The 14,188-nt window shown below is 42.6% G+C and carries 12 protein-coding genes and 1 rRNA gene; 12 read left to right on the top strand and 1 reads right to left on the bottom strand.

Features of this window, described 5'->3' with window-relative positions; genetic code table 11:
• From rrf to ACJMM4_RS08665, 11 genes are all read left to right on the top strand, one after another.
• Positions 1-101 (top strand): 5S ribosomal RNA (gene rrf / locus ACJMM4_RS08715); the annotation flags it as partial.
• Between the two features lie 118 nt (positions 102-219).
• Complete coding sequence (locus tag ACJMM4_RS08710; RefSeq protein ID WP_405384078.1) at positions 220-1,473, top strand: DEAD/DEAH box helicase; 1,254 nt, start codon at positions 220-222, stop codon at positions 1,471-1,473.
• A 98-nt stretch (positions 1,474-1,571) separates the two neighbouring features.
• The gene (locus ACJMM4_RS08705; RefSeq protein WP_405384076.1) at positions 1,572-3,014 is read left to right on the top strand and encodes a glucose-6-phosphate isomerase; all 1,443 of its coding nucleotides are present in this window, start codon (positions 1,572-1,574) and stop codon (positions 3,012-3,014) included.
• 156 nt (positions 3,015-3,170) lie between these two features.
• Positions 3,171-4,043, top strand: coding sequence for a LysR family transcriptional regulator (locus ACJMM4_RS08700; RefSeq protein WP_405384074.1), 873 nt, complete (start codon positions 3,171-3,173; stop codon positions 4,041-4,043).
• 176 nt (positions 4,044-4,219) lie between these two features.
• A complete protein-coding gene (nhaC, locus tag ACJMM4_RS08695) occupies positions 4,220-5,659 on the top strand; it encodes a Na+/H+ antiporter NhaC (protein ID WP_405384072.1) in 1,440 nt (479 codons plus the stop codon).
• A 27-nt stretch (positions 5,660-5,686) separates the two neighbouring features.
• Positions 5,687-6,865: a beta-aspartyl-peptidase gene (gene iadA / locus ACJMM4_RS08690; protein WP_405384070.1), complete on the top strand. Its 1,179-nt coding sequence runs from the start codon at positions 5,687-5,689 to the stop codon at positions 6,863-6,865.
• 18 nt (positions 6,866-6,883) lie between these two features.
• Complete coding sequence (iadA, locus tag ACJMM4_RS08685) at positions 6,884-8,041, top strand: beta-aspartyl-peptidase (protein WP_405384068.1); 1,158 nt, start codon at positions 6,884-6,886, stop codon at positions 8,039-8,041.
• A gap of 131 nt (positions 8,042-8,172) precedes the next feature.
• Complete coding sequence (locus ACJMM4_RS08680; RefSeq protein ID WP_405384066.1) at positions 8,173-8,643, top strand: NfeD family protein; 471 nt, start codon at positions 8,173-8,175, stop codon at positions 8,641-8,643.
• Positions 8,630-9,310, top strand: a complete 681-nt coding sequence (gene sfsA, locus ACJMM4_RS08675; protein WP_405384064.1) for a DNA/RNA nuclease SfsA — start codon at positions 8,630-8,632, stop codon at positions 9,308-9,310. The genes ACJMM4_RS08680 and sfsA overlap by 14 nt, the downstream gene beginning before the upstream one ends.
• 87 nt (positions 9,311-9,397) lie before the next feature.
• Positions 9,398-10,471: a BMP family protein gene (locus ACJMM4_RS08670; RefSeq protein WP_405384062.1), complete on the top strand. Its 1,074-nt coding sequence runs from the start codon at positions 9,398-9,400 to the stop codon at positions 10,469-10,471.
• 136 nt (positions 10,472-10,607) lie between these two features.
• Positions 10,608-11,462 (top strand): patatin family protein, encoded by an 855-nt coding sequence (locus ACJMM4_RS08665; protein ID WP_405384060.1) that lies wholly within the window; start codon positions 10,608-10,610, stop codon positions 11,460-11,462.
• A 48-nt stretch (positions 11,463-11,510) separates the two neighbouring features.
• Here ACJMM4_RS08665 and yaaA read toward each other — a convergent pair whose 3' ends face one another.
• A complete protein-coding gene (yaaA, locus tag ACJMM4_RS08660; RefSeq protein ID WP_405384058.1) occupies positions 11,511-12,254 on the bottom strand; it encodes a peroxide stress protein YaaA in 744 nt (247 codons plus the stop codon).
• Positions 12,255-12,506: 252 nt separating this feature from the next.
• Between yaaA and ACJMM4_RS08655 the strand changes: the two genes are divergently transcribed.
• Positions 12,507-13,886: an ATP-binding protein gene (locus ACJMM4_RS08655; protein WP_405384056.1), complete on the top strand. Its 1,380-nt coding sequence runs from the start codon at positions 12,507-12,509 to the stop codon at positions 13,884-13,886.
• The last annotated feature ends 302 nt before the right edge of the window (positions 13,887-14,188 follow it).

Below are 14,188 nucleotides of genomic sequence, written 5' to 3'. Positions count from 1 at the left end.
AAGGGGATCCACCTGTTCCCATCCCGAACACAGTAGTTAAGCCCTTATACGTCGAAAGTACTTGGCTGGAAGCGGCCTGGGAGGATAGATAGCTGCCGGTTAGAAAAACACCAACGCATTCGCGTTGGTGTTTTTCTTTATATTTTACTTTCCCAATCTCCATTATCTATGTTATAATTATTTAGTTATGTATATCGAAATGAAAGTGAGGCAAGAATAATGAATGGATTTGCACCCTTAAAAGTATGTGAGCATACTTTGGCGCAATTAGATAAAATGGGTATTAAGAAACCTATGCCTGTACAGGAACAAGCTATTCCTGCGCTGTTTGCAGGTCGTGATGTTATTGCCCGTGCCCAAACAGGCACTGGTAAGACTTTGGCATTTTTGGTGCCTTTGGCAGAAAAGATTGATGCAGAAAAGCCTTATGCGCAAGCTTTAGTTATCACTCCTACTCGCGAATTGGCACAACAAATCGCTACGGAGATGAAACGTGTCTTAGGCGATAGTCCTATAAAAGTTTTGGCTGTAACCGGCGGCCGTGACTTTGAAACTCAAAAATATAAATTGGAAGGCCGCAGTCATGTTTTAATCGGTACGCCCGGTCGTTTGCTTGACCATATTAAAAAGGGCAATACTGATCTTGGCGGTGTAAAATATCTTGTTTTAGATGAAGTTGACGAAATGTTGCAACAAGGCTTTATGGATGAAGCTTTGGATTTGATTGCTATGACTGCACCTGAACATCAAACCATGCTGTGCAGCGCTACTTTGTCTGAAGAAGTGCGTAAGCTTGGTCGCAAGCTGACTAAAAATTGTGCTTTGATTGATATTAATCCTGATAAAGCTACTGTTGATAAAATCAAGCAAATTTGCTTAAAGACTACAGAAGAATACAAAAATCGTGCTGTTGCTGCTTTAATTGAACGCTTGAATCCTTATTTAATGATTGTTTTTTGCATGAGTAAGGAACGCACTAAAGACTTGGGCGATTGGTTAGGCATGCAAGGCTTTAATGTAGATGTGCTCCATGGGGAGATGTCTCCTGCAAAGCGCAAAACTGTTATGAAATCCTTCCGTGACGCTAAAATCCAAATTCTTGTAGCCAGCGATTTGGCGGCTCGCGGTCTTGATGTAGAAGGCGTAACCCATGTTATTAACTATGATATTCCCCATGATGTAGATTGGTACGTGCACCGCATTGGCAGAACCGGTAGAGCAGGCAATGATGGTGTTGCCATTACTCTTTATACTCCGGAAGAAGTTAAATGGTTGCGTAATATCGAGTTGAAACTTGGTATTTTGATGGAACGCCAAAATTTGGAAGGCGAAACTGTTGCTCGTCGCGTAAGCACGGAGCAGAAGAAGAAAAAGGCAACAGGACCTAAAAGAGGTCGTAACGCTGTAGCTGATAAACGCAAGGCTCCTAAAACAGGCAGTAATCGTCGCCAAACTGCTAAAAAAGGCCGTTAAGCTAGCATTCATTGTTTGAAAGTATAATTTTTGCATTAAATGTTAGTACATGCTATAATTATTGCGAATAAAGTATGCTATTTTACAGAAGTGTAGGAGTGAATGCTTTGAAGTATAAAATTATTATGCCCAGTGGATTGGTATTTGATTTTACCAATATGCTGGGCGAAGGCAGACTGCAGCCTGCGGAAGTAGAGCAGGCTTTGCAGAGCCAAGGGCAGGAAGCTAATAAAGCTGTGGAAAAAATCCGTGTTGAGGGTATTGCTAAAAACCATTTATCCAAAGATGGGCAACCGGAACACGTTTATTTTCCGCGTATGCCCTATGTTGCGGATGGCAATCCTAATACGGAAGAATCTATTACTAAGCTTATTCGTTTTAGCAAAGCTCTACGTAAACAGGATGCGGTGGTTTTTCTCGGTGTAGGTGGTTCCTATTTAGGAAACAAGGTTTTGTTTGATGCCTTTGGTGGCTTGCATTGGAATGGCAACCGTATTTTGCGTCAAGGCCAACCGCGCATTTATTTCTCGGGCAATAATATGGACCCTGTGGATTGTAACAGCCTTGTATTTGAATTACAGCGCTTGCAGGCTAAAGGAGAAATCTGCAATAAGCGTCTCAAGGTTATGCTGATACCTATTTCCAAATCAGGGACTACGCTAGAGACGATCTCTGCTTTTACATATTTTTATGATGTGCTGAGCAAGGAGCCCAATATTGAGCTTGACTGCACTGTTGTAACTGATTTGCGTGCAGATGTAGCCAATGCACCGCTTTTGCAGCTGGCTGAAAAATTTGGTTGGGAGCGTTTCGATATCAAGGAAGGTATTGGCGGACGTTTCTGCGTTATGACGGATCCGGGCCTAGTAACTATGGCTGCTTTGGGGAGCGATATAGAAGAATTTTTGCGTGGTGCCAGAGAAATGGATACCTATTGCAAAAACGCTCCTTTGGAGGAAAATCCTGCTTTGCTCAACGCTTTGTTAAAGTTTATGGCTTACAAGCGTGGTAGCGAGATTGAAGTGTTTATGCCCTATAGTATGCATTTGAAGTCCTTGAGCGAATGGTATGTGCAGCTTTTGGCAGAATCTTTAGGCAAACGCTACGATAGGGAAGGCAATCTTGTACACTACGGTAGAACGCCTATTGTGGCCGTTGGTACTACGGATATGCACGCGCAAACGCAGCAGCACCAAGATGGTAGACGTAACAAAGTAGTACAGTTCTTGGAGGTAGCAAATCCTGCAGATGAAGCAGTAATTCATAATCCCTTCCCTGATGTGCCTTATTTTGCACGTTTTGAGGGGATGAATATGAATAATTCTCTTAAAGCTGCTCTTGAGGCTAACGAAGCTGCGCTGACTAGTGATAACCGCTATAGTGCTCGCTACATTATGCCCAAGCTATCGGAATATTTCTTGGGGCAGTTGATGTACTTCCTTATGCTTAGTGTAGCTTATGAGGGAGAGTTGGCGGATGTAGATGCTTATGACCAACCGGGTGTAGAGGTTTATAAGCGCATAATGAAAGAAAAATTGTAAAAATTGCGAAAAGGTATACAATGTGTATTGTATACTTTTTCTTTTATAACGCGTAAATAATTATTTGTTGTGTATACAAAAGAAAATCTTTATCATAAAAAGCGAGGAAAGTGCTTTCTGAGCGGATAATTTAGCAATTTTTGTGGGGTTAACAATATGAATATTTCTATTTACCGTTCTTTTTTGACATTAGTACAATGCAAATCTTTTACCCAAGCTGCGAGAATACTGAATTTTAGTCAACCTACTATCAGTAACCATATTTCTGCGTTAGAGGAGATTTATGGGGTAACGTTGTTCGCAAGGGAGGGCAAGAGTATTTACTTGACTGCTGCAGGTAATGCTTTTGTACCCATTGCCAAGAAGATGGTGGCGGAATACGAAAGCGGTTTGGCGGAGATGGCTGCCTTTCACGAAGAAGGGATGCAGCTAAAGATTGCTGTTTCCACCCAGTTCATCAACCTGTACCTGATTCCTGTATTGGACAAATTGAAGAAGGAGTTCCCGGAACTGGAGATCATTGTGGATAGGCGCATGACCATTCCCGATGTTATCAATGACACTTTCAATTTAAAACAATATGATTTTGGCTTTACACATATTGAAGTACAACCAATGTATTCCAAACGTGTCCGTTTGTGGCAGCAGCGTTTGATATGGATTACGTCCCGTCAGCTTTATGAGGAGCATAATTGCGACAAAAATATTTATAATTATCCTTTAATTGGCTATGGCAGTTTTGAAGAGTATATTATTTTAATGAAGGATCGTGTGGATTTCAGTCGCTTTGAGCCAGGAATTAACTTCAATGATTCAGAAAGCATCATCGAAGCTGTACGCCAAAATATGGGCGTTGCTGTGGTGCCTTATAGCAAAGTAGCACGGGATTTGGGAGAAGCCGGAACCTTAGTACAGATTGCGGAACAATGTGGTGTGGATGTTTCCGTACATTTGCTCTATGATTTAGAGATGAATATGACTACTTATAGACGTCGGTTTGTAGAGCTGTGCCAGGAAGCTAAATTCTAATGCTATCCATAAGTGAAATTTTAGAATAAGCAAAAATTTATAATTTTCTTTTTGCAATGCTTTGTATTAAAATTATTATGTCTCATTGATTTAGCACTTTACTTTACTAAAAAGTGCGTTGGTGAACATTATTAAAGCATCCTTAGGAGAGGTATGCTAAGTAAAGGAGTTTTAATATGGGCAAAGAAAAAGAAAAAAATGCTAAACGCAAGCCGACATTTGTAGAAGCGTTTATTCCTATTATTGCAATGTTGGTTATTTTAACTTATGGTAAAGGTGTAAAAGGTTATAATACTGAGCCTTTGCTGTTAATGGTAGCAGCTGTTGCTGCAGTTATCGCTTTCCGTGTAGGCGTAACTTGGGACGAAATCCAAGAGGAAATTACCTTGAAAATTGCTAAAGGTATGCCTGCTATTTTGATTTTGGTCAGTGTAGGCGCTTTGGTTGGTACCTGGATGGCTGCAGGCACTATTCCCATGATGATTTATTATGGTGTACAGATGGTTAATCCCCAATGGATGCTGGTTACTTCCTTCCTGATTACTGCTGTTGTCTCCATTGTTACCGGTACTTCTTGGGGTTCTGTAGCGACCATGGGCGTAGCGCTGATGGGTATTGCTTCTACTTTGGGCGTATCTCTGCCTGCTACTGCAGGTGCAGTTGTTGCAGGTTCCTATTTCGGTGATAAGCTGTCCCCGTTGTCCGATACTACTAACTTGGCACCTATTGCCGCAGGCAGTGAACTGTATGAGCACATCCGTCATATGCTTTACACCACTGTTCCCGCAACCATTATTTCTTTAGTAGTATACGGCTTTGTAGGCATGAACGCCGATGTAAGCGCAGGTACTGACTCCGGTACTGTAACCAAGATGCTGACCCAATTGGATCAGATGTATGATTGGAATCCGCTGTTGATCGTGCCTATTCTGATTGTTTTGGGTGGTTCTTTAGCTAAAAAACCGACTATTCCCGTTATGCTGCTTTCCACTGTTGTTGCAGGCTTAGAAGCAATCTTTATTCAAAATATTACTTTGAAGAGCGTTTTAGCTTCTACCGTTGGTGGTTTCAATGTTAAAATGATTACTGCTGCAGGCTTTGATGCTTCCCAAGCTTCCATGGAAGTTATGAAATTATTGAACCGCGGTGGTATGAACAGCATTATGAGCACTACTTTGTTGGTATTCTGTGCTTTCTGCTTTGCAGGTATTATGAGCCGTGCAGGCTGCTTGGACGTTGTATTGGAAAAAATTCTCAGTGTTGCTAAATCTACCGGTGCTTTGATTTCCGCAACCGTAGGTTCCTGCATCGTTATGGCTTTGACTACCGGTAACTCCTACCTGTCCATCTTGGTTCCCGGTGAAATGTTTAAAGATGCTTATAAAGCAAAAGGTTTGGCTGCTAAGAACCTGTCCCGTACTTTGGAAGACTCCGGTACTGTATTCGTACCCTTGGTTCCTTGGTCTGCAGCAGGTGCGTATATGACTTCCTGCCTTGGCGTTGAAGTATTAGATTACGCTCCGTGGGCAATCCTCTGCTATGCAGGTTTCTTGATCGCTATCTTCTACGGCTTCACTGGTATCGGCATTGCCAAACTAGAGGACGAAAAGAAATAATAGAAAACTAATCTAGTGTGATATATTATGGCGAATGCAATTTTAATTCAAAATGCTAACCTGTATGCTCCTACTCCTAGGGGCATACAGGATATTCTTATTGTTAACGGTTCTATCGTTAAAATAGCGCCTCACATTGATGCTGCTCCCATCGAACTGCCTTTACAGGTGCTTGACGCTGCAGGGCGTATGGTAATCCCAGGCTATGTGGATCAACATGTACATATTATTGGTGGTGGCGGCGAAAGCGGCTTCTATAGCCGCACGCCTGAGATTATGCTTAGTAATCTTACTGCCGCCGGTATTACTACTGTAATCGGCGTTATTGGCACAGATGGGACTAGCAGACATCCGGAAACACTATTAGCGAAAGCTCGCGGGCTGACACAGGAAGGCATTACTGCGTACATGCTGACTGGTTCCTACGAACTGCCTTTGCATACTATACTTGAGGATGCACGCAAGGACATAATTATCGTTAATGAATGTTTAGGCATAGGTGAAATCGCTTTGTCGGATCATCGTAGTTCTGAACCTACAAAGGACGAGTTGACTAAAATACTGACCCAGGCGCGTTTGGGAGGCATGCTTTCAGGTAAGGCTGGTGTAGTGCAGTTCCACATGGGTGTGGGTAAAAAAGGTATAGGGTTATTGCTGGATATTCTGGCAGACAGCGAAATTCCTGCCAAGCATATAATTCCTACGCATATTAATAGAGCTTTTCATCTTTTTGAGCAAGCTAAGGAGCTAGCTAAAAAAGGCGGTTATATTGATATTACTTCCGGTATTCGCGAACAGGATGGTTTTCCTGCTTGCGTTAAGCCCAGTGATGCAATTGCTCAACTATATTCAGATGGTGTGCCTATGGAGCAGGTAACTATGAGTTCGGACGCCAATGGGTGCATGAGCGTCGTTTTACCTGATGGTAGCGCTAAACAGTTGGCTGTAGATGCTTCTTCATTCCATGAGGAGGTTAGAGATGCACTTTTAGCAGGTATTGTCCCTGCGGAGCAAGTTATAGCTGTGGCCACCAGTAATCCTGCCCGTGCTAATGGGCTATATCCGAAAAAAGGCTGTTTAGCTGTTGATAGTGATGCAGATATGATAATTTTGGACGAAAATTTATTGGTGGATACTGTTATTGCTAAAGGCAAGGTAATGGTACAAAATAAAAAGGTTTTGGTAAAAGGAACCTTTGAAGATTAATTTAGAAATGGTGAGATAATGATTAAATTGTTGAAAAATGCTCAGGTTTATGCTCCTGAGTTCTTGGGCAAAAAGGATGTCCTGATTATTGGGGACAAGGTTTGCCGTATTGCTGATAAGATTGAAGGTTATGAAGGCTTGCAGGAAGTAGAGGTATTTGATCTGGCAGGCAAAAAGCTGGTGCCCGGTTATATTGATATGCATGTGCATATTACCGGTGGCGGTGGCGAACAAGGTCCTGCTTCCCGCGTACCGGAATCTCAATTAAGTGTATTTTTCCGTTGCGGTATTACCACTTGCGTTGGCTTGCTTGGCACTGATGGTATCACCCGTAGCTTGGAAAATCTTGTGGCTAAAGCTCGTGCACTGACGGAAGAAGGTATGACCGTTTATACTTTGACCAACTACTATGCTTATCCGCCCACTACCTTGACCGGTAGCGTGGAAAAAGATATCGTCATGATTACTCCTATGATTGGCGTAAAGGTTGCAGTAAGCGATCATCGTAGTTCCAATCCCGGTGCTGATGATTTAATTGCTTTGGGCGTACAGGCTCGCCGTGCAGGATTGATGAGCAATACTGCAGGCTTGGTTACTATGCATATGGGCAGCGGCAAAGGCCGTTTGAATCCTCTTTTTGAGGCTTTAGAAAAATCCGATATTCCTGCGAAAAACTTCCTGCCCACCCACATGCTTCGCTGCCCTGAGCTGATTGAAGATGGTGCAAAGCTGGTGCGCATGGGCGGTTACATGGACTGCACTGCAGGTGCTGACGATAAAGAAGTCGTTACCAATGCAGAATTGCTGTATAACCTGTTGCAACAGGAAGGCGTGGATACTACCCACGTTACTTTGTCCAGTGATGCGTTTGGTAGTCAACCTCGCTTTGATGATAAAGGCGAGTGCATTGGTCTGACTTACGCATCTCCTAAATACCTGCACCAAACTATTAAACTTTTGGTAGAAATGGGCTTGTCCTTGGAAGAAGCACTGCGCCTTTTGACTTCTACCCCTGCTAAGGTTTTGGGTAAAGAAGGTATCAAAGGCTGCGTAGCTGAAAATGCTGATGCCGATTTACTTGTTTTGGACGAAAATCTAGAAATCACCACACTGTTTGCCAAAGGTAAGGTTGCTTTGCTGGATGGCGAAGTGAAAATGAAGGGCAGATTCGAATAATTTCCCTTTTTATAAAATTACTCCCGAAAACTCATGTAGCTTTCGGGAGTTTTCCTATATCTAGGGATAGTTTGCATTAGTTTGCAGTGCTTGGTATAATAAAAGCAAAATAAAGTAAAGGTGGTATGAATATGCCAATGGAATATTATTTGCTGCTTGTCGGTGTTATCTGTATGCTGGTGGAAATGGTGGTGCCTGGCTTTGGCATTTTTGGTATTACAGGGATTATATGCCTAACTGGAGGCAGTTATTTCGTCATGGGCGGAGGTTGGACTGCGCTACTGGTTTTGGCAGGTTTTTATTTGGTTATCGCGTTGCTCATAGCTTTACTGTGTGTGTATTTACCCAAGGAAAGCAAGTGGAATCCTTTTGTGTTGTGGTTCAAGCAGAAGAACGATGCAGGCTACACGGGTGGCAAAAATCTTTCTGCCTTATTGGGGAAAGAGGGCGTGGCGCTGACTGTTCTGCGTCCTGCAGGCACGGTGTTGGTGGAAGGCACGCGTTTGGACGTTATCAGCTTAGGAGATTTTATTCCCAAGGATACGCCTGTAAAAATTGTCAAGGTGGAAGGCAGCAAGGTGTTTGTAGATGCAGTACGCTAATATGCAGAAAGCATGCTTCCTTAGCCGCCCTAACCGCTTTATTGCTCATGTGGAAATAGATGGGCGGGAAGAAATCGCTCATGTGAAGAACACAGGTCGCTGTAGGGAACTGCTTGTTCCCGGGGCAACGGTATACGTACAGCATCACGATGACCTGAAACGAAAAACAAAGTATTCCTTAATTGCTGTGGAAAAAGGCGATTTGCTAATCAACATGGATTCCCAAGCTCCCAATAAGGTAGTGCAGGAATGGCTGTTGGAGCAGGAGCCTTTTGGCAAGATCGTGCGTTTAAAACCGGAGTGTAAATATGGCGACTCCCGCTTCGATTTTTACTTGGAAACTACGGAGCGTAAAATGTTTATCGAAGTAAAAGGCGTAACTTTGGAAGAAGATGGGGTGGTGCTTTTTCCTGATGCACCGACGGAGCGTGGAGTTAAGCATGTGGAGGAGTTGTGCCACGCTATGGGGGAGGGCTATGGTGCGGCAGTGGTTTTTGTAGTACAGATGGAAGGGATGCGCTATTTTACGCCTAACCGCCGTACTCACGCGGCTTTTGCCGATGCTTTAGCCAAGGCTGCGGCTGCTGGCGTGCGGATTATGGCTGTGACCTGCGCCGTAACGCCGGAAACGCTGCATATTAATGGTACACTGCCTGTGAAATTATAATATTTGTAACAGCTAAATAATTTTATAGTATACAACAATTAAACTAAATGATATAATAAAGCTTATTCTAATTTTTGAGGTGTGTTTATGATGAAAAAGAATCTTTTAGCTTTAGCTTTTGCTGCTGCTTTACTGACAGCTCCTGTAGAGGCTGCTGATGTAGAAACTCCCGGCAGTGACACCAGTGCTGCTACTACTATTTCTGTATTGCTGCCCGGTAACGCTCATGACAATGGCTTTATGGAAGCTGGTTACCGCGGTTACAAACGCATTGCTGATGAACTGACTACCAGCGTAAAATGCGTGTACAATGTTTCCGCTACTTCTAATAAAGAGGTACTTACTGCAGAACTGCGCCGCATGGCTCAAGAAGGACCTAAGCTGATCATTGCCCATGGCGGTCAGTGCAACGCTCCTGTAGCAACCATTAGCAAGGAATTCCCGGAAATCAAATTTGCTGTTATTCAAGGCAATGTAAAGAGCGAAAATGTAAGCAGCTACAAAGTGGACCAAGAGCAATCCGCTTTCTTGGCAGGCGCTTTAGCTGGCTATATGACTAAAGCTGATAAAGTAGGCCATATTTCCGGTGCATGGCCGAAACCCGGTCTGCAAGCACGTGCTGCTTTCTATGACGGACTGCAACGCGCTAACAAAAAAGCTGAATTCTACACCCATTTCACTGGTAATTTGGATGATAATACTATCAACTCCAAGGCTGCAGAAGGCGAAATCGCTGCAGGCTGCGATGTTATTTACACCATGCTGAACGGCGGACGTTTCGGTGTTAACGATACTATTGCAGCTACTAACGGCAAAGTAAAAGAAATCGGTAACGTTATTGATTGGACCACTGTTTCCGATATTTTTATAGGCTCCGCAGTTGCTGATTCCAGCGTAGCAATCTTCAATGCGGCAAAAGATTTCCAAGAGGGTAAATTCCAAGCTAACGCTGTCAGCGTAATCGGTCTGGAAAATGCAGACGTAGTTCGTCTTGCTATCGATGAGCAGGTTCCTAAAAAGATCGCGAAGAAGGTTAACAAATTGCGCGACGATGTGCTGGCTGGTAAAATCAAGATTAATACCGAATTTAAAGGTATGGAGTTTGATCCTGCTACCCAAGAATTCGTTTCCCAAGAAGCTAAGAACCAACGTAAAAAATAATATTGTAAAGTGGGAGCAAGGGTTAAACAAGTCTTGCTCCTTTTTGTTATATTTGTAGATGTTTTAAATGGGTAGTTTAAAAATTATCTACATTTTTTAGTTTTGTGGTGTATAATAAAATTGGAGGATTATTATTATGCATCTTGAAAAAATTGCCCTAGTTTTAGAAGGCGGCGGTATGCGTGCCATGTTTTCCGCCGGTGTTTTTGAAGCGTTTTTAGCTAAAGACATAACCTTTCCCTATATTAGTTCCATTTCTGCCGGTTCCTGCAATATTCTGTCCTATATGGCCAAGCAACCCATGCGCAATCGTAAGATTGTGGAAATGTTTGCCGATGACAGGCGTTATTTCGGTTTGTGGAATTGGTTGACAACAGGAAATATTTTCGGCTTTGATTTTATTTTCAAGGAGATTCCTTCTAAATACGTGCCTTTTGATTATGAGCAGTTCCTGCGTTATCCGGGAACACTGCAGATTGGTGCAACGGATATCCGCAAAGGCGAGGGCGTGTGGTTTGATAAAGAAGATATAGCCAAGGACTTTATCCAGGTGCGTGCGTCTGCATCTTTGCCTTTTTTATCTACTATTGCCAAGGTGGATGGACGGGAGCTGTTAGATGGCGGTCTTGTTTCTCCTATTCCTATTGACAAGGCGATGGAGGCAGGCTACGAAAAATTTGTAGTAGTGCTGACACGTAATCTTGGCTTCCGTAAGAACGAAAAAGTACCTAAGTGGCTTGTGAAGACTGTCTACCACGATTATCCTAAATTGGGACAACTTTTGGCGGCGCGCAGTGATTTGTACAACCAACAGCTGGAGTTGGTGGAAGAGCTGGAGCGTCAGGGCAAGGCAGTGGTCATTCGTCCTGAGCAACCGATGGAAATCCGCAGGCTGGATGTAAAGAAGGATAAACTGCTTGCACTCCATGAACAGGGCTTAGAATGCGGCTTGGCTGCTTATGATAAATTGGTAGAACTTTTACATAAATAATGAGAAACAATAAGCCTGCATCCTAGAAGTTAGGACGCAGGCTTCTTTTTATGCTTTAATAAAGACGTATTCGGTTGTAGTTGAAAGCTGCGGTTGAAAGCTGTAGCCATAGTCAGCAAAGGCTTGTACTTCTTCCGGATGTTGGACGTTGTGCTCTGCACACCAACGCACCATGCTGCCCCTCGCCATTTTGGCTTCGGTGGCTTTTACTTTGTATTGGCCATCTTCAGTAGCACAGCCGAAAACGCAGGTTACCATGCGCACTCTAGGTTCAACATAACGCTCAATGGCTTTACTATATTCTTTAGAGGCTAGGTTGAGAATGGTATTATCATCTTCAATTAAGGCGTAATAAATACTGCGCTCCCAATAGTTATAAAGAGTTTTGAATTTTTCTGTAGTAAATCTTGTCTGCATTTCCAAACGATAGGGAGTGACTCCGTCATCGGCACGCAGAATACCGTAAAAGCCGGAGAGGATGCGCAAGTTGTTACATAGATAGCGCCAAGCAGCCTCATCAAGTACGCGGGGGCCCATATGGGTGTATTGCAGGCCTACGTAGGCTAGGACGGCGGGAGTAAGGTTTTTCTCCAGTTGCATATTGGTTATGCGCTCGTAGTTTTGCTTTGCTAACGTATCATTGCAGCCCCACAGCTTTTGCAGTTCAGGTAAGCTCATGGACTGCAGTATCTCTAAAAGTACCTTGGTGCGGTCTAAAAAGCGGGGCAGTGCGCCGTAAGCTGTTTCCGTATCTATCTGCATCTGTTTGGCAGGGGAAATGATTATCTTCATAGGAACCTCCGAAGGGGATGAAAATTATATTATAAATATTTTAACATAAAATCACCTAGCTGAGGAGCTGAATCGAAAACAGTGATTTTATATTGCCATTCAGATTTTTTGCGCTTTTTAGCTTTTCTTTCCTTCCTTTCAGTATTGGTTCTCTTTGTGTCTTGCGGACAATTCAAACAGCTTTGATTGCTTTATGGTAACGGAAATGGTATAATTAGTTCGGATGAAACCGAGTCGGAGGTGACCGAACTAATGGCTTTTTATGGACGCGAAGAACAGTTAAAGAAACTAAGCAAGTTGTGTTTAGGAGACAAGTGTAGCTTTGCTTTAATTTATGGTAGAAGGCGTGTTGGTAAAAGCGAGCTGATAAAGCAATCTCTGCTAGAAACTGGCTGTAGTGCTATTTATTATGAGTGCAAACAAACAACTGAAAAAAATAATGTGGAGAGTCTGTCTGACATCATTGCTGAAAAATTCGCATTACCTCAACTAGGATTTAAAGATATTGAGGCTGTTTTGGATTACCTTTTTAAAAAAGCTGAAGATTGCCCCTTAGTCTTAGTTCTAGACGAATATCCTTATTTGCGAAGCGCTGTTAAAGGTCTTGACAGTATATTACAGACTTTATTAGACAAATATCGAGAGAAAAGCAAATTCAAGTTGATTGTATGCGGTTCTTTTGTAGAAATAATGAAGTCTTTGTTGCTGAGAGAAAACCCGCTTTATGGCAGAGTAGATTTAGCTATTGATTTAAAACAGATGGATTATTATGATTCCGCAAAGTTTTATTCTGGCTTTAGTGATGAAGACAAGGTGCGCCTTTATAGTGTTTTTGGCGGAATACCCTATTATAATAAGTTAATTGATGACAGCTTGTCTTTTGAAGAAAATGTTCGTGAGCTGATAGCTTCTTCTGAGGCACGCTTGGCAAATGAAGTCGATATGTACTTGCGTACTGAAATTGCTAAAATTACTAATGCTAATGAAGTGTTTGAAGCTTTAGCTAAAGGGTTTAGCAAGTATAGCGATTTATTATCCCAATCACATGTTAGTAGTGGACCGGCGATGATTGACGTGCTGGATAAATTGATTAGCATGGAGGTTGTGGCGAAAGAAGCACCCATTAATGACGAGCGGAATAAGAGGAAAACAGGATATTATATTATAGACAACCTTTCCTTGTACTATTTTCGCTATATTTTTCGCTATTCTTCCCAGCTCAGTATTATGCATCCTCTTGCTTTCTACAACAAATATGTCCGTGAGGATTTTGAAACGATTTACGTGCCTAAGATTTTCGAGAGCATTTGCAAGCAGTACTTGGTGCGCCAAAATAGGTCTGGATTAATGGAAGAACCTTTCTTTAAAATTGGTAAATACTATTATGATGATCCCAAAACACGTACCAATGGTGAGTTTGATATTGTAACAGAAGATGATAATGGGTATCTTTTTTATGAGGCAAAATTCCGTAATTCGCCGTTGACTCAGGACCTTATAGATAAAGAAATAGAACAGGTGCAAGCGACTGGACTGAATTGCTATCGTTATGGCTTCTTTTCAAAATCCGGTTTTGCTGTTGGACCACGTGAGAATGAAGTCTTTATTGAATTGGCAGATTTGTATAGATGATGCTTTTTGAATAATAGAAAATGTGTTATTCTTACCTTGTCAGGCAAAATTGTCTAACACCTTGACAAAATTCGTCTACTTTTATATACTATAAAGAAGCTATGAAGAAGAAGAGTAGCCTGCAAAGAAAGCGAGCCGCGAGGGTGTGAGGCGGCGCAGCGGGCGAAGGCGCTTTGGAGCTGTACAAGTATAAAAGATTGAGGCGGGCTGCCTTTGGCAGTCAAGCAGGGTGGAACCGCGGAGTTCGCATTGCAGCATCTCCGTCCCTGTAACATTACGTTACTGGGATGGTGGTGCTTTTT

It is taken from the genome of Phascolarctobacterium sp., from assembly GCF_045124115.1.
Classification (GTDB): domain Bacteria; phylum Bacillota; class Negativicutes; order Acidaminococcales; family Acidaminococcaceae; genus Phascolarctobacterium_A.
Note: the sequence above shows the minus strand (reverse complement) of the source record. Positions and strands in the feature narration are given on the sequence as shown.

Coding starts and splice junctions, on each gene's coding strand:
- ACJMM4_RS08710 (WP_405384078.1), top strand. CDS start 220: ATGAATGGATTTGCACCCTTAAAAGTATGTGAGCATACTTTGGCGCAA.
- ACJMM4_RS08665 (WP_405384060.1), top strand. CDS start 10,608: ATGCATCTTGAAAAAATTGCCCTAGTTTTAGAAGGCGGCGGTATGCGT.
- nhaC (WP_405384072.1), top strand. CDS start 4,220: ATGGGCAAAGAAAAAGAAAAAAATGCTAAACGCAAGCCGACATTTGTA.
- ACJMM4_RS08680 (WP_405384066.1), top strand. CDS start 8,173: ATGCCAATGGAATATTATTTGCTGCTTGTCGGTGTTATCTGTATGCTG.
- sfsA (WP_405384064.1), top strand. CDS start 8,630: ATGCAGTACGCTAATATGCAGAAAGCATGCTTCCTTAGCCGCCCTAAC.
- ACJMM4_RS08700 (WP_405384074.1), top strand. CDS start 3,171: ATGAATATTTCTATTTACCGTTCTTTTTTGACATTAGTACAATGCAAA.
- iadA (WP_405384070.1), top strand. CDS start 5,687: ATGGCGAATGCAATTTTAATTCAAAATGCTAACCTGTATGCTCCTACT.
- ACJMM4_RS08670 (WP_405384062.1), top strand. CDS start 9,398: ATGATGAAAAAGAATCTTTTAGCTTTAGCTTTTGCTGCTGCTTTACTG.
- ACJMM4_RS08655 (WP_405384056.1), top strand. CDS start 12,507: ATGGCTTTTTATGGACGCGAAGAACAGTTAAAGAAACTAAGCAAGTTG.
- yaaA (WP_405384058.1), bottom strand. CDS start 12,254: ATGAAGATAATCATTTCCCCTGCCAAACAGATGCAGATAGATACGGAA.
- iadA (WP_405384068.1), top strand. CDS start 6,884: ATGATTAAATTGTTGAAAAATGCTCAGGTTTATGCTCCTGAGTTCTTG.